Source organism: Micromonospora sp. NPDC005161 (genome assembly GCF_053599855.1).
The window spans coordinates 176,334-191,144 of the sequence record NZ_JBSFYQ010000010.1 but is presented as its reverse complement, the minus strand read 5'-3'; the positions used below and the strand labels follow the sequence as shown (position 1 = coordinate 191,144).

Here is a 14,811-nt window from a genome sequence, read left to right as displayed (position 1 = left end):
GCAGTCATGTGAAGAAATATTTCACCGCTGGCAGGCATGCTGCAAGCTCTTGCCGTGACCACCCCCGGCCTGCCGGGCCGCCCGACCAGCGCGGACGGCCCGGGCCGCGACTCAGATCAGGTCGCGGCGACGGAACACGGCGAACGCCGCCGCGGTCAGCCCGCCGGTGAGCACGAGCAGCACCACCAGCGACGGCGCCCAGGTCAGCGAGTAGAAACCCTCGCAGTACATGCCCATTCTTGTGCCGGAGCAGAGCTGACTGTCGTAGAACCGCGCCTCACCGCTGAGCCACGCCCCGATGTAGCTGGAGAGCATCAGCTGGTCCGGGCGGCGGGCGTCGACGATCTCCAGCACCAGCCGGGCGCCCAGCTCCCAGACCACCGCGTACGCGGCGACCGCGCCGAGCGCCGCCGAGGTGTGCCGCCCCAGCGTGGCGATGGCGAAGCCCAGCGCGCTGGCCAGCAACACCAGCACCAGGCCGCGGCCGTGCACCGCCCCGAGGGAGCGCCAGAAGTCACCGCCCAGCGGGCCGCCCAGCCCGGCGGTCTGCCCGATGACCCAGAACGTGGCCAGATAGACCACCGAGGCCACCAGGGCCAGCGCCAGCACCGCGCCGAGCAGGGTGCCCAGCTTCGCGCCGAGCACCGTCATCCGGCGCGGCCGCCAGAGCAGCAGGTTCACCACGCCGCCGGAGTTCAGGTCCGCGCCGATGTAGGAGGCCCCGACCAGGAACCCGAACAGCACCAGGAACGCGATGAGGAAGTAGAGCAGCGGGCGGGCCTGCTGGGCGAAGCTGAACACTCCGGGGAGGAAGTCGGCGGCAATCGGCAGCCGGTCCCGCAGCGTCGGGTCGATCTCCGAGCAGTCGGAGGGGTAGTACCGCTCGCTGTCACTCGACGGGAGCCCGTTCTGTCGGGCCAGGCACTGCTGGTACTCGTTCTCCATGCTCTGCCGCGCCTCGGCGGCCTGGTTCCGCGCAGAGCTGAGCTCCAACGCGCTCGGCTTGTGCGAGCCGGCCAGGGTGGTCGCCGCGGTGACGCCGAACGCCAGCACCAGCAGGACGACCATGAGCTGCACGAAGCGACGCGCGGACAGCCGCTCCACCTCGGCACGGACCAGGTTCACGCGTCCACTCCCCGTACGTCGAGATCGATCACAGCATCGCCCGCACCGGGCGGCAGCCCCGAGTCGTCCACCTGCCGGGGCACCGACGGATGCCCGCCGGCGCCGGTCAGCTCCAGGAAGACGCTCTCCAGATCCGGCCGCAGCGGGGTCAGCTCGCCCACCCACAGCCCCTGTTCACCGAGCACCCGGCTGATCACCGTCGGGTCGGTCACGCCGCCCACCACCAGCGCCGCGCCGTCCACGCTCGCCGTCAGCTCGGCCTCGTGCAGCAGCTCCACGGCGCGCTCCGGCTCGGCCACCCGGACCAGGAACTCGTGCCGGTCGTGGCCGGCCAGCACCTCGTCCACCCGGCCGGTCGCCACCCGCCGGCCCCGGGAAATGATCGTGACGTGGTCGCAGATCAGCTGGATCTCGCCCAGGATGTGACTGGACACCAGCACCGTCACCCCGGCCGCCGCCAGCGCCCGCATCAGGTCCCGCATCTCCCGGATGCCGGCCGGGTCCAGCCCGTTCGCCGGCTCGTCCAGGATGAGCAACTGCGGGTCCTTCAACAGTGCGGACGCCACCGCGAGTCGCTGCTTCATGCCCAGCGAGTAGCCCTTCACCCGCTCGTCGCCCCGGTCGCGCAGGCCCACCGTCTCCAGTACCTCGTCCACCCGCGCGATCGGCACCCCGCCGGCGCGGGCCAGCAGCCGCAGCGTGCGGTACCCGGTGAAGTTGCCGAAGAACTGCGGGCTCTCCACGATGGCGCCGACCCGGCCGGCCACCCGGGGCAGCAGCTGTGGTGACGGCTCACCGAGCACACTCATCCGCCCACCGTCGGCCCGGACCAGCCCGAGCAGGGCACGCAGGGTGGTGGTCTTGCCGGAACCGTTCGGACCCAGGAACCCGTGGATCTGACCCGCCTCGACCAGCAGGTCGAACCCGTCAACCGCGACCCTCCGGCCGTTCCGCAGGCTGCGGAAGGTCTTGCGCAGACCCTCGATCTCGATGACCGCGCTCATCCGCGCGGCTCCGTACCTCGACGGGGCATGGGCCGTCCTCCGGGTGTGGTGATCAACGACACGGCGCCTCACCCTATGACCGGGGCGCCGCCCATGGGGGGCACCACGGCGGTGCGTGGTTGGATGGTCCGGTGACTGGTGACCTGATCCCCGGCGCTGCCAACGCCGCGCCTGCCGCCGCACCCGTGGACCCGGATCTGGTGGTCAGCCTCGACGGCGTCGGCGTACGCCGGTCCGGCACCGCCCTGCTGCAGGATCTGACCTGGCGGGTCGAGTTGGACGAGCGCTGGGTGGTGCTCGGTCCCAACGGGGCCGGCAAGACCACCCTGCTCAACCTCGCCGCCGGCCGGCTGCACCCCACCACCGGTGTCGCCCACGTGCTCGGCGAGCGGATCGGCCGCACCGACGTCAACGAGCTGCGTACCCGGATCGGGCTCTCCACCGCCGCGCTCGCCGAGCGCCTGCCCGCCGAAGAGCGGGTCAGCGACGTGGTGGTGACCGCCGCCTGGTCGGTGGTCGGCCGCTGGCGGGAGAGCTACGACCGCGGTGACGAAGCGCGGGCGCGGGCGCTGCTGAGCCAGCTCGGCATCGGCGGTCTCGCCGAGCGCCGCTACGGCACCCTCTCCGAGGGTGAGCGCAAGCGGGTGCAGATCGCCCGCGCGCTGATGACCGACCCCGAGCTGCTGCTGCTCGACGAGCCCGCCGCCGGGCTCGACCTCGGTGGGCGGGAGGACCTCGTAGCCCGGCTGGCCGAGCTGGCGTACGACCCGGACGCCCCGGCCCTGGTGCTGGTCACCCACCACGTGGAGGAGATCCCACCGGGGTTCACCCACGCGCTGCTGCTGCGGGAGGGCGGGGTGGTCGCGCAGGGCCTGCTCGCCGAGACGCTGACCGGCGACAACCTCTCCAAGACCTTCGGCCTGCCGCTGGTGGTCGAGCGGTCCGGCGACCGCTACACCGCTCGCGCCGCCTGAGCGCCGGCAGGGCGGAGGTGACCGTGCCGCAGACCCGGGTGGTCGTGGTGGGCAGCGCCAACATGGACCTGGTCGCGATGGCGCCCGCGCTGCCCCGGCCGGGCGAGACGATGCTCGGCACCGACTTCGTGATGGTGCCCGGCGGCAAGGGCGCCAACCAGGCCGTCGCCGCGGCCAGGGCCGGCGCCTCCAGCGCCTTCCTCGGCGCGATCGGCTCCGACGCGTTCGGCGTCACCCTCAAGGCCCGCATCACCGCCGCCGGCGTGGACACCGGCCAACTGCGGGTGGTCTACGGCGCGTCCGGGGTGGCGCTGGTGATGGTCAACGCGCAGGGGGAGAACGCCATCGTGGTGACCCCCGGCGCGAACGACGCGTTGACCGGCCTGACCGAGGAGGAGCTGGCCACGGTACGCGGGGCCGACGTCCTGGTCGCCCAGCTGGAGATCCCGGTGCAGACCGTGGCATCCGCCGCGGTGGCCGCCCGCGCCGCCGGCACCCGGGTCATCCTGAACGCCGCCCCGGCCCGGGACCTCCCACCGGAGCTGCTCGCCGCGGTGGACGTGCTCGTCGTCAACGAGGGCGAGGCGCAGACGTTCACCGGCCGGGGTCGGGACGAGCCACGGGGGCTGCTCGACCTGGTGCCCCGGGCCGTGCTCACCCTCGGTGGTGAGGGCGCCTGGTACGTCGACCGCGAGGGCACCGAGGTGCACGTGCCCGCCGTCCGGGTCGACGTGGTCGACTCCACCGCGGCCGGCGACGCGTTCACCGCCGCGCTGGCCGTCGGCTGGGGCGAGGGACGCGACCTGGTCGACGCGGTGCGCTGGGCGTCGGCGGCCGGCGCGGCCTGCGTCCGCCGGCTCGGCGCCTCGGTGGCGCTGCCCCGCCGCGCCCAGATCGACGAGCTGTACGCCCCGGGCTGAGCCCACCCGCGCTACGCCGGCCGGTCGGCCGCCGCCCCGGTGCGAAAGGTTCGGCGCCCGGTTCGACGACCTGACCGCGCCACGCGCGTCGATCACCTGCGACTGCTGACCGGGCGGGCCGGCGAGGCTCAGCCGACCAGATCGTCGCTGAGCTTCTCGCCCCGCCGGCGCAGCATGCCCAGGCCCGGGATACCGGCGACGGCGAGCTTGAGGTCGCGGGTGACGTCGAGCAGGTCGTGCAGGTCCGGTCCAACCCGGTCCAGGGTGGCCAGGATCGGCAGAATGTCCGCCGTCAGGTGCTGCTTGAGCTTGGGCAGCTCGTCGATCAGGCGGATCGCCGCGGTGACCTCCTCGTGGCTCAGCTCCCCGACGAACCGCCCCGCCATCGGCGCGGCCCGCCGCAGTGCCGGCTCGTACGCCGCCAGCAACTCGGCCGCCGTGGCCGCCGCCTCGGAAGCGGTGCCCACGGTGGCCGCGGCCCGGCCGGCGACCGTCTCGGCCTCGGCGACCACCGTCCCGGCCCGACGGGCGACCTGATCGGCCTCCCGGACCACCACGGCCGCGGCCGTCGCCACCTCGGTGGCGGTGTCGATGGCGGTGGTCGCGGCGGCGCTGATCACGGCCACCTCACGGACCGCCGTCTCGGCGTCGGTGAGCACCTGGTCGGTCCGGTCCAACGTCGTCTCGATCCGATCGACGACGCCGTTGATCCGGGCCAGCAGCGCCTCCACCCCGTCCAGCACCGCGAACGCGCGGGCGGGCACGGCGGCGAGCGAGGCGGCCGAGCCGAGCGTCTGGTCGAGGGCGGAGCGGGTCAGGCCGACCACCGCGGCGGGTGTGGGGAGGGGAATCGCCATGGGATCAAGTGTGCGCCGCCCGCACCACAACCGCCCGAGCGCCCGGTGTCGGTAGAACGTGCGCGGGTTGACGCCGTTGTCCCGACACCACTGCTGCACGTTATCGATCTTCACCCCAGCGGTCAGCAGGGCATCCACCGCACTCATCACCTGACGCCGATTCGCCACGCCTTGCAGTCAAGCCTGGCAACGCGTCCCCACCCAGAATGCTGATCTTGTGACACAGGAACCGGGACATGAACTACGACAGAGGTCATGGGACTGAACAGTCCACGCCGAACGGTAACTGTCCAAGATCTCGTTCTAGGTTGGCTGTTATCGGCGGGTGGCCGGGCGGGCGGGGTGGTTGCGTTCGACCGCGCGCTGCACCGCCCGGTAGATCTGACCGAAGCGCAGTGCGTCGCCGGTGCGCAGCAGCCGTACCGGCTGGCCGCGCCAGCGCGCCCAGATTTCCAGTTGCCGGCTGCCCCGGGCGTACGAGCGGTCCAGGTGTTCGAAGAGGAAGTCGGCGATCGGGCCGACGGCCAGCCCCACCAGCACGGACGCGCCGACGATCGCGATCGTCACGGTGGGCGAGCGGTGCAGCCAGACGGCCACGGCGATGCCGAGCACGGCCGCGACCAGCGGACCGGCCAGCGCGGCGCCGATCGCACCCCGCCCGACGAGCACCCGCCAGGAGCGGCTGCCCCGGCGGTGCCAGATCATGGTGATGTCGGCCAGCGCGTAGCTACGGCCGTCCACTCGGACGGCGGTGGAGGTGACCTGCACCGACCTGTCGTCGTAATAGGTGATCATGGCTGGACTCCCGCCCGCGGGGCTGACACCAGACTACTTACTCCAACGAGCCGGGTCGTAAGGTTGGCACGCGACTTCGACGAGGAAGTGAGGGCAGCGTGAGCGAGTTCGTTCGGCTGGAGACCAAGGACGGCATCGGCACCATCCGGCTGGAGCGGCCGCCGATGAACGCGCTCAACACCCAGGTGCAGGAGGAGTTGCGCGCCGCCGCGACGGCGGCGACCGCCGATCCGGAAGTCCGCGCCGTCATCGTGTACGGCGGGGAGAAGGTCTTCGCCGCGGGCGCGGACATCAAGCAGATGGCCGAGATGTCCTACGTGGACATGGCCGACCGGGCCGCGGACCTGTCCAGCGCGCTCGGCGCGATCGCCCGGATCCCCAAGCCGGTGGTCGCCGCGATCACCGGTTACGCCCTCGGCGGTGGCTGTGAGCTGGCCCTGGCCTGCGACTGGAGGGTGGTGGCCGAGGATGCCAAGCTCGGCCAGCCGGAGATCAAGCTGGGCATCATCCCCGGCGCCGGCGGCACCCAGCGGCTGGCCCGGCTGGTCGGCCCGGCCCGCGCCAAGGATCTGATCATGTCCGGGCGGATGGTGGACGCGCAGGAGGCGTTGCGGATCGGTCTGGCCGACCGGGTTGTCCCGGCCGCCGAGGTGTACGAGGCGGCGGTCGCGCTGGTGAAGCCGTACCTGACCGGGCCGGTGCAGGCGCTGCGCGCGGCGAAGCTGGCGGTCGACGGTGGCCTGGACATGGACCTGAACTCGGGCCTGGCCTGGGAGAGTCAGCTCTTCGCGGCGCTGTTCGCCACCGACGACCGGCGCGAGGGCATGGCGGCGTTCGTCGAGAAGCGCAAGCCGGGCTTCACGGGCCGCTGACCGGCCGGGGCCGGCGGTCCGTGCCGCCGTCCCGACGGTGAGCCGAGAACGGTTCACATTCTGCCTACCGGCCAGTAGCGTGGGCCTCCGGTCAGAAGCGACGAAGGGGAGCGGCGATGACGGAGCGGGTCGAAGGTCACGGCGGGGAGTTGGCGCTCGCGGCGCTGCGGGCGCACGGGGTGCGCGAAATGTTCACCCTCTCCGGCGGGCACGTCTTCCCGCTCTACGACGCCGCGCACAAGACCGGCTTCCCGATCTACGACGTCCGGCACGAGCAGTCCGCCGTCTTCGCCGCCGAGGCGGTGGCCAAGCTTCAGCGTCGTCCCGGCCTCGCCGTGCTCACCGCCGGGCCCGGCGTCACCAACGGCATCTCGGGCATGACCAGTGCCTTCTTCAACGCCTCCCCGGTGCTGGTGCTCGGGGGCAGGGCGCCCGCGTTCCGCTGGGGCTCGGGCAGCCTCCAGGAGATGGACCACCTGCCGCTGGTCGCCCCGGTCACCAAGCACGCCGAGACGGTGTTCAGCACCGACGACATCCCACGTGCGGTGGGTGCGGCGCTCACCGCGGCGCTCACGCCGCACCGCGGCCCGGCCTTCCTCGACTTCCCGCTGGAGACGGTCTTCTCGGTCGCCGAGGCCGACGTGCCCGCGCCGACCGGCATCGACCCGGTCGAGCCGGACCCGGAGGAGGTCGGGCGGGCCGCCACGCTGATCGCCGGCGCGCAGCGGCCGGTCATCATCGCCGGCTCCGACGTGTACGCCGGCGACGCGGTCGCCGCGCTGCGAGAGGCGGCCGAGGCGTTGCAGGTGCCGGTCTTCACCAACGGGATGGGCCGTGGCTCGCTCCCGCCGGAGCACCCGCTCGCCTTCGCCAAGGCCCGCCGGGCCGCGCTCTCCGGCGCCGACGTGGTCGTGGTGGTCGGCACCCCGCTGGACTTCCGGCTCAGCTTCGGTGACTTCGGTGACGCCAAGGTGGTGCACATCGTCGACGCGCCCAGCCAGCGCGCCGGGCATGTGCAGCCGGCCGCCGCACCCGCCGGCGACCTGCGCCTGATCCTCTCCGCGCTGGCCGACCACGCGGGTGACCGGGCCGATCACAGCGGCTGGATCGCTGACCTGCGCGCCGCCGAGGACGCGGCCCGGGCCCGCGACGCGGCCGAGATGGCCGCCGAGACCGACCCGATCCGGCCGGCGCGGATCTACGGCGAGCTGCGCCGGGTGCTGGCCCGCGACGCGATCACCATCGGCGACGGCGGCGACTTCGTCTCGTACGCCGGGCGGTACCTGGAGCCGGCCCAGCCCGGCAGCTGGCTGGACCCGGGCCCGTACGGCTGCCTGGGCACCGGCATGGGCTACGCGATGGGCGCCCGGGTCAGTCACCCGGACCGGCAGATCTGCGTGCTGATGGGCGACGGGGCCGCCGGCTTCTCGCTGATGGACGTCGAGTCGCTGGTCCGCCAGAAGCTGCCGGTCGTGATCGTCGTCGGCAACAACGGCATCTGGGGTCTGGAGAAGCACCCGATGCGGGCCATGTACGGCTACGACGTCGCGGCCGACCTCCAGCCGGAGTTGCGCTACGACACGGTGGTCAGCGCGCTCGGCGGCGCGGGGGAGACGGTCGCCAAGGCCGCCGACCTCGGGCCGGCCCTGCAGCGGGCGTTCGACGCCGGAGTGCCGTACCTGGTCAACGTGCTCACCGACCCGACCGACGCGTACCCCCGGTCGTCGAACCTGGCCTGAGTCGCACCCGCCGCCGCGCCGTCGCCCCAGCGGGCGGCGGCGCGGCGTCGTCCGGCAGCTAAATCAGCGGAATGTCGGCGCCGGTCGTCGTAACGTCAGCCGGGGATCGGCGGGGATGTCAGACCTGTCGCCCATGGTGGTGTCACCACCGGAGACGACAGGGAGTTGCGATGGACTACGCGATCCGCGCCGAGGGCCTGGTGCGGCGTTTCGGCGCCACCACCGCCCTCGCCGGCGTTGATCTGGCGGTTCCGACCGGGACCGTCTTCGGCCTGCTCGGGCCGAACGGCGCCGGCAAGACCACCGCGGTGCGGGTGCTCGCCACCCTGCTGCGCGCCGACGAGGGCCGTGCCACGGTCGGCGGCTTCGACGTCGTCCGCGACGCCCATCAGGTGCGTCAACTGATCGGCCTGACCGGCCAGTACGCATCGGTCGACGAGACCCTGACCGGCGCGGAGAATCTGCTGCTGATCGGCCGGCTGCTCGGGCTGAGCCGGGCCGACGCCAAGCAGCGCGCCCGTCAACTGCTCGCCGATTTCCAGCTCAGCGACGCCGCCGACCGGGCCGCCAAGACCTTCTCCGGCGGTATGCGGCGCCGGCTGGATCTCGCCGCCAGCCTGGTCGGCCGGCCGCAGGTGCTCTTCCTCGACGAACCGACCACCGGCCTGGACCCGCGCAGCCGCAACGACCTGTGGGACATCGTCCGCGCCCTGGTCTCCGACGGGGTGACGGTGCTGCTCACCACCCAGTACCTGGAGGAGGCCGACCAGCTCGCCGGGGAGATCGCGGTGGTCGACCACGGCCGGGTGATCGCGCAGGGCACGCCGGAGGAGCTGAAGGCCAAGACCGGCGGTCAGACCCTCACCGTGCGACCGGCCGACCTCGCCGACCTGGGCGCTGTGACCGCCATCGCCCACGCGGTGTCCGGCGCGTCTCCCGAGGTTGCCCAGAACGCGGTCACCGTCGCGGTGAACGACCCCGGTGTGCTGCCCGCGGTGGTGAGCCGCCTCGACGCGGCCGAGATCGCGGTCGCCGAGCTGGCGCTGCACGGCGCCAGTCTGGACGAGGTCTTCCTCTCCCTCACCGGCCACCGGGCCGAGGACGCCCCGGCCGGCACCGACCTGGAAAGGACCCCGGCATGACCGCCGCTGCTCTCGCCCCCGCTCTGACGCCGGCCCGACGGCTCAGCCCCGTCGCCGGGTTGCGGCACACCTTCACGCTGGCCTGGCGCAGCCTGGTGCAGATCAAGCACAACCCGATGGAGCTGCTCGACCTGAGCATCCAGCCGGTGATGTTCGTGCTGCTGTTCACCTACGTCTTCGGCACCGCCATCGCCGGCTCCTCCGGCGAGTACCTCACCTTCATGCTGCCCGGCATCATGGTGCAGAACGCGCTCTTCGCCACCATGACGACCGGGTTCGGGTTGAACAACGACCTCACCAAGGGCGTCTTTGACCGGCTCCGGGCGCTGCCCATCGCCCGGTGGGCGCCGCTGGCCGGCCGGATCCTCGCCGACACCGTCAAGCAGGCCTGGTCGATCGCGCTGCTGCTCGGCGTCGGAGCGATCCTGGGCTTCCGGGTCGGCAACGGGCTGCTCGGGGTGGTCGGGGCGTTCGCGCTGCTGCTGGCGTTCACGCTGGCCGCGTCCTGGATCTCGGTGCTGGTCGGGGTGCTGGTGAGCGAGCCGGACAAGGTACAGATCTTCGGCTTCATGGTGATCTTTCCGCTGACCTTCACCAGCAACATCTTCGTGCCCACCGACCGCATGCCCGGCTGGCTGCAGAACTGGGTGGAGGTCAACCCGGTGACCGTGGTGGCCGACGCGCTACGCGGCCTCCTGGTCGGCGGCCCGGTCGCCGGCCCGGTGCTCCAGACGCTGCTCTGGGGCGCCGGCATCGCGGTGATCTTCGCTCCGCTGGCGGTGCGTGGGCTCAAGCGTCGGGTGTGACCCGCGGCTGTCGGCCTGGGCCGCCGTGACCTGCTCGGGCGCGGTGGCCAAGGTGTGGTGGCCAGGCGCGGGTGGGTCTCACACCTCCGGCCGGTCACCCTCGCGCGGCGGCTCGCCGTCGCGGTGGCGCAGGTCGTCCTCGCGCCGGCGCAGGTCTTCCTCCCAGCGGCGGAAGAGCTCCTGGTCCTGCTGCTGCGAGCGCTCCTGCACGGAGCGGAGGAATTCCGGGTCGTCGTCGGGGGCGACCGGGCGGCGGCGCTCGGCGGGGCGGTTGCCGGTCGGCCAGGCCTTGCGGGCGCCGGAGCCGGGCTCCCGGCCGGCGACGAACCAGGCGATCGAGCCGACCAGCGGGAAGAACAAGATGATCAGCACCCAGGCGATCCGGGGCAGGGCGCGGATCTGGCCCTCCTCGGCGGAGAGACAGCTGATCAGCGCGCAGACGGCGAGGACGATCTGCACCAGGAAGAGGAGTACGTACAGCCGGGCCATGCACCTATCATGGCTCACCCGGTCCCGTCACCACAGTCCGCGAACCACCAGTAGCGCACCGAGCAGCGCGAGCCCGGCGATGGCCAGCGCGACCAGGGGCAGTGTCCGACCGCCGGTGCGCGCCGGTCCCGTTCCGGTGCCCCGCGACCAGCACAGCACGAGCACCGCCCCCCAGAGCAGCACGGCGGCGCCGGCGATCAGCGCGCCGCTCGGGTCGCCGGTCGACCCGAGCCGGACGGCCAGCGCGGTCACCACGGTCAGCGCCAGCGCCGTCCGTCGCCAGGCCAGCCGGGTCCGCTCCGGTTGCAGCCCGGGGTCACGCCCGCCGTGCACCGCCCGGCCCGGCTCGCCGGTCACGATTCGCCGATCGCCCGGACCAGCACCGCGACCACCAGCAGCGCCGCGCCGGCACCGACGGCGAGGGCGAGGATGGCGGGGAAACGGGAGGCGGGCAGCTCCTGACCGAGCCGGATGGCCCGTTCGGTCCGCGCCCAGTGGTCCACCGCGCGGACGGCGACGGCGCCGCCGAGCAGCAGCAGCGCGACGGAGATCGCCTCCCGCAGGTGGGCCAGCGGCAGCGGCGGCAGGAACTGCGCGGTGGCCAGGCCGCCGCCGACCAGCGCCAGGCCGGTGCGCAGCCAGGCCAGGAAGGTGCGCTCGTTGGCCAGGGAGAAGCGGTAGTCGGGTGTCTCGCCGACCGAGCGTAGGTCCGCCGGGTCGAACCACCGCCTGATCGCTTCCCTCACGCTGCCGATTATCCGCTTGTCCTGCCGCTTAACCTGAGCCGGTGACCGACCTTGACGTGATGACCTTGCGCGCCGCCTACGACAACCAGCTCCGCCCGGAGATCCCCGATCCGGTCCCGGCCGGGGTGACGGTGGAGCGGGACGGGCCGCTGGTCCGGATCATCGGGCTCGACGCCGGCGGATTCCTCACCTACCGCGACCTGGGCGGGTTGACCGGCGACGCGCTGGACGAGCTGATCGCCCGGCAGGTGGAGCTGTTCCGCCAGCGCGGCGAGTCGGTGGAGTGGAAGCTCAACGGGCACGACGAGCCGGCGGATCTGGCGGACCGCTTGCGCGCGGCCGGCTTCGTGGCGCAGGAGCGGGAGACCGTGGTGGTCGGGCCGGTCGCGCCCCTGGCGGCCGCGCTACCGGTCGCCCCCGAGGGGGTACGCCTGCGTGAGGTGACCTCCCGGGCCGACCTGGAGCGGATCGCCGCCATGGAGGAGGAGGTCTGGCAGGCGGACCGCTCGCACCTGGTCTGGGGGCTGGCCAAGGAGATCGACGCCGACCCGCACTCGATCACGGTGGTGGTGGCCGAGGCGGACGAGACGGTGGTGAGCGCCGGCTGGGTGCGGTTCCCGGCGAACAGCCGCTTCGGCACGCTCTGGGGCGGGTCCACCCTGCCGCAGTGGCGGCGCAAGGGCATCTACCGGGCGCTGGTCACCTACCGGGCGCGGCTGGCCGACCAGCGGGGCCGGACGCTGCTGCAGGTCGACGCGTCCGAGGACAGCCGGCCGATCCTGCAGCGGCTCGGCCTCGTCCCGGTCACCACCACCACCCCGTACGTCTACACTCCGTGATCATGGAGCAACGGTTGACGGACGAGGAGCGGCTGACCCTCAAGACGGGGGCGTTCGGGGCCGTCTTCCTGGTCTCCAACGCCGAGCCGGGCATGCTGGGCGTGATCCGGGAGAGCGTCGCCGCCTCCGGCGCGCTGGCCGGCGCCAGCGGGGTGGTCAAGGAGGCGTTGACCACGGGTCCGCTGCCCCGGATGCCCCGGGACTCCCAGTTGGAGATCGAGTCGGTGGTGCTGCCGGCTCTCGACCGGGCGATGCGGATCCTGCGGGAGAAGTCACCGGCGGACGTGGACGCGTACCGCGCGGTGGTGTTGACCGCGGCGGACCGGGTGGCGCGGGCGCACGACGGGGTGGCCCCGGAGGAGGCGGCGGTCATCGACCGGATCCGGGGCGCGCTGGCCTGACCGGCCTGCTCCGCGGCCGGCGTCGGTGAGCTGTGTCACTCTGAGTGCCCCGGGGGCCGCAACCTACTGGCAGGTAACATTGCGCCGTGGGCAACCGCACAGCACTCCGCGGTTGACCCGGCGTCGACCGACGCGCGAGGCTGCGCCCGAGACCGGGCGAGCGAATCGCAACACCACACAGGAGGGTCGTCGAAGCGCGATGAATATCGTCGTACTCGTCAAGCAGGTGCCTGATTCGGGCGCGGACCGCAACCTGCGCAATGACGACAACACCGTCGACCGCGGTTCGGCGAACAACGTGATCAATGAGATGGACGAGTACGCCATCGAGGAGGCGCTGAAGATCAAGGAGGCGCACGGCGGCGAGGTCACCATCCTGACCATGGGTCCGGACCGGGCGACCGAGTCGATCCGCAAGGCGCTCTCCATGGGCCCGGACAAGGCCGTCCACGTGGTGGACGACGCCCTGCACGGTTCCTGTGCGGTGGCCACCTCGAAGGTGCTCGCCGCCGCGCTCGGTCAGCTCAACGCCGACCTGGTGATCTGCGGCGCGGAGTCCACCGACGGCCGGGTCCAGGTCTTGCCGCACATGATCGCCGAGCGGCTCGGCGTCGCGGCGCTCACCGGTGCGCGCAAGCTCACCGTCGACGGCGCCACGCTGACCGTCGAGCGGCAGACCGAGGAGGGCTACGAGGTCGTCACCGCCGCTACCCCGGCCGTGGTCTCCGTCTGGGACACCATCAACGAGCCGCGCTACCCCTCCTTCAAGGGCATCATGGCCGCCAAGAAGAAGCCGGTGCAGACGCTCTCCCTGGCCGACCTCGGGGTCGCGCAGACCGAGGTGGGCTTCGACGGAGCCACCAGCGCCGTCGTCGAGCACACCAAGCGCCCGCCGCGCTCCGGCGGCGCCAAGATCACCGACGAGGGCGAGGGCGGCGTCAAGCTGGTCGAGTTCCTCGCTACCGAGAAGTTCGTGTGAGAGCGGGGTCTGGACATGTCTGAGGTTCTCGTCGTCGTCGAAGCCACCAAGGAATTCGGCGTCAAGAAGGTCACCCTGGAGATGCTCACCCTCGCCCGCGAGCTGGGCACCCCGAGCGCGGTGGTGCTCGGCGGTGCTGGCGCCGCGGAGGCGCTGAGCGCCAAGCTGGGCGAGTACGGCGCGGAGAAGATCTACGCCGCCGAGGGTGACGAGATCGACGGCTACCTGGTGGCCCCCAAGGCCACCGTGCTGGCCGAGCTGGTCAAGCGGGTGCAGCCGGCCGCCGTCCTGCTGGCCTCGGCGCAGGAGGGCAAGGAGATCGCCGCCCGGCTCGCCGTCAAACTGGACAACGGCATCCTGACCGACGTCGTCGGACTGGACGCCGACGGCACCGCCACGCAGGTCGCCTTCGCCGGCTCCACCATCGTCAAGTCCAAGGTCACCAGGGGCCTGCCGCTGGTCACCGTCCGCCCCAACTCGGTCAACCCGACCCCGGCGGCGGCCACCCCGGCGATCGAGCAGCTCACCGTGTCGGTCACCGACACCGACAAGCTGGCGAAGGTCGTCGACCGGGTCGCCGAGCAGAAGGGCTCCCGCCCCGAGCTGACCGAGGCCGGCGTGGTCGTCTCCGGCGGTCGCGGCGTCGGCAACGCCGACAACTTCAAGCTGGTCGAGGAGCTGGCCGACCTGCTCGGCGGCGCCGTCGGCGCGTCCCGCGCCGCGGTCGACTCCGGCTTTTACCCGCACCAGTTCCAGGTGGGCCAGACCGGCAAGACGGTCTCCCCGCAGCTGTACGTCGCGCTCGGCATCTCCGGTGCCATCCAGCACCGCGCCGGCATGCAGACCTCGAAGACCATCGTCGCGGTCAACAAGGACGGCGAGGCGCCGATCTTCGAGCTGGCCGACTTCGGCGTGGTGGGGGACCTGTTCAAGGTCGTTCCGCAGGCCGCCGAGGAGATCCGCAAGCGCAAGTGACGCTCCCGGGGCGACGCCGAACGGTGGCGCCCCGGACCGTACGACGACGAGTGGCCGCCCGGGTGTCGGGCGGCCACTCGTCGTTTCCGCGTGGAACCCGCCGTGTCCCGGCGGTGGAAAGGGAGCTGATCGGCGGGCCGGGGAGCTG

General features: G+C 72.6%; 17 protein-coding genes. 10 read left to right on the top strand and 7 right to left on the bottom strand.

Annotated elements, in window-relative coordinates; genetic code table 11:
- Window positions 1–111: 111 nt before the first annotated feature.
- Both ACWD5O_RS12955 and ACWD5O_RS12950 read right to left on the bottom strand, forming a co-directional pair.
- Window positions 112–1,125 carry an ABC transporter permease subunit gene (locus tag ACWD5O_RS12955; protein ID WP_354967041.1) on the bottom strand — a complete coding sequence of 338 codons (1,014 nt, stop codon included), beginning with the start codon at window positions 1,123–1,125 and terminating at the stop codon, window positions 112–114.
- A complete protein-coding gene (locus ACWD5O_RS12950; protein WP_450085367.1) occupies window positions 1,122–2,129 on the bottom strand; it encodes an ABC transporter ATP-binding protein in 1,008 nt (335 codons plus the stop codon). Before ACWD5O_RS12950 ends, ACWD5O_RS12955 begins: the two co-directional genes overlap by 4 nt.
- A 131-nt stretch (window positions 2,130–2,260) precedes the next feature.
- Here ACWD5O_RS12950 and ACWD5O_RS12945 point away from each other — a divergent pair, with 131 nt between their 5' ends.
- A complete protein-coding gene (locus ACWD5O_RS12945; RefSeq protein WP_450085366.1) occupies window positions 2,261–3,103 on the top strand; it encodes an ABC transporter ATP-binding protein in 843 nt (280 codons plus the stop codon).
- A gap of 23 nt (window positions 3,104–3,126) precedes the next feature.
- The gene (locus tag ACWD5O_RS12940) at window positions 3,127–4,023 is read left to right on the top strand and encodes a ribokinase (RefSeq protein ID WP_450085365.1); all 897 of its coding nucleotides are present in this window, start codon (window positions 3,127–3,129) and stop codon (window positions 4,021–4,023) included.
- Window positions 4,024–4,151: 128 nt separating this feature from the next.
- Here the strand turns inward: ACWD5O_RS12940 and ACWD5O_RS12935 are convergent, their stop codons facing one another.
- Window positions 4,152–4,880 carry a hypothetical protein gene (locus ACWD5O_RS12935; RefSeq protein ID WP_387326902.1) on the bottom strand — a complete coding sequence of 243 codons (729 nt, stop codon included), beginning with the start codon at window positions 4,878–4,880 and terminating at the stop codon, window positions 4,152–4,154.
- A 315-nt stretch (window positions 4,881–5,195) separates the two neighbouring features.
- Window positions 5,196–5,675: a DUF6232 family protein gene (locus ACWD5O_RS12930; protein WP_354967034.1), complete on the bottom strand. Its 480-nt coding sequence runs from the start codon at window positions 5,673–5,675 to the stop codon at window positions 5,196–5,198.
- 98 nt (window positions 5,676–5,773) lie between these two features.
- Here ACWD5O_RS12930 and ACWD5O_RS12925 point away from each other — a divergent pair, with 98 nt between their 5' ends.
- The 4 genes from ACWD5O_RS12925 to ACWD5O_RS12910 all read left to right on the top strand — a co-directional run bounded on the left by ACWD5O_RS12925 (window position 5,774) and on the right by ACWD5O_RS12910 (window position 10,234).
- Window positions 5,774–6,547 (top strand): enoyl-CoA hydratase/isomerase family protein, encoded by a 774-nt coding sequence (locus ACWD5O_RS12925; protein WP_450005283.1) that lies wholly within the window; start codon window positions 5,774–5,776, stop codon window positions 6,545–6,547.
- A gap of 116 nt (window positions 6,548–6,663) precedes the next feature.
- Entirely contained in the window at window positions 6,664–8,286 is a 1,623-nt protein-coding gene (locus tag ACWD5O_RS12920; RefSeq protein ID WP_450085364.1) for an acetolactate synthase, read from the top strand.
- Between the two features lie 170 nt (window positions 8,287–8,456).
- Entirely contained in the window at window positions 8,457–9,428 is a 972-nt protein-coding gene (locus tag ACWD5O_RS12915) for an ATP-binding cassette domain-containing protein (protein ID WP_450085363.1), read from the top strand.
- Entirely contained in the window at window positions 9,425–10,234 is an 810-nt protein-coding gene (locus ACWD5O_RS12910; protein ID WP_450085362.1) for an ABC transporter permease, read from the top strand. The genes ACWD5O_RS12915 and ACWD5O_RS12910 overlap by 4 nt, the downstream gene beginning before the upstream one ends.
- A gap of 78 nt (window positions 10,235–10,312) precedes the next feature.
- Here the strand turns inward: ACWD5O_RS12910 and ACWD5O_RS12905 are convergent, their stop codons facing one another.
- Genes ACWD5O_RS12905 through ACWD5O_RS12895 form a run of 3 tightly spaced genes read right to left on the bottom strand, consistent with a single transcriptional unit; the run spans window position 10,313 to window position 11,469 of the window.
- Window positions 10,313–10,723 (bottom strand): PLD nuclease N-terminal domain-containing protein, encoded by a 411-nt coding sequence (locus tag ACWD5O_RS12905; RefSeq protein ID WP_121675266.1) that lies wholly within the window; start codon window positions 10,721–10,723, stop codon window positions 10,313–10,315.
- Window positions 10,724–10,750: 27 nt separating this feature from the next.
- A complete protein-coding gene (locus tag ACWD5O_RS12900; RefSeq protein ID WP_354967029.1) occupies window positions 10,751–11,080 on the bottom strand; it encodes a DUF202 domain-containing protein in 330 nt (109 codons plus the stop codon).
- The gene (locus tag ACWD5O_RS12895) at window positions 11,077–11,469 is read right to left on the bottom strand and encodes a YidH family protein (RefSeq protein ID WP_354967028.1); all 393 of its coding nucleotides are present in this window, start codon (window positions 11,467–11,469) and stop codon (window positions 11,077–11,079) included. The genes ACWD5O_RS12900 and ACWD5O_RS12895 overlap by 4 nt, the downstream gene beginning before the upstream one ends.
- Before the next feature lie 41 nt (window positions 11,470–11,510).
- On the opposite strand from ACWD5O_RS12895, the gene ACWD5O_RS12890 reads away from it, so the two are divergent.
- From ACWD5O_RS12890 to ACWD5O_RS12875, 4 genes are all read left to right on the top strand, one after another.
- Window positions 11,511–12,308, top strand: coding sequence for a GNAT family N-acetyltransferase (locus tag ACWD5O_RS12890; RefSeq protein ID WP_387326916.1), 798 nt, complete (start codon window positions 11,511–11,513; stop codon window positions 12,306–12,308).
- 2 nt (window positions 12,309–12,310) lie between these two features.
- Entirely contained in the window at window positions 12,311–12,709 is a 399-nt protein-coding gene (locus ACWD5O_RS12885) for a hypothetical protein (RefSeq protein ID WP_354967026.1), read from the top strand.
- Window positions 12,710–12,908: 199 nt separating this feature from the next.
- Entirely contained in the window at window positions 12,909–13,688 is a 780-nt protein-coding gene (locus ACWD5O_RS12880) for an electron transfer flavoprotein subunit beta/FixA family protein (protein WP_450085361.1), read from the top strand.
- A 15-nt stretch (window positions 13,689–13,703) separates the two neighbouring features.
- Entirely contained in the window at window positions 13,704–14,663 is a 960-nt protein-coding gene (locus tag ACWD5O_RS12875) for an electron transfer flavoprotein subunit alpha/FixB family protein (protein ID WP_121652417.1), read from the top strand.
- Window positions 14,664–14,811 lie beyond the last annotated feature (148 nt).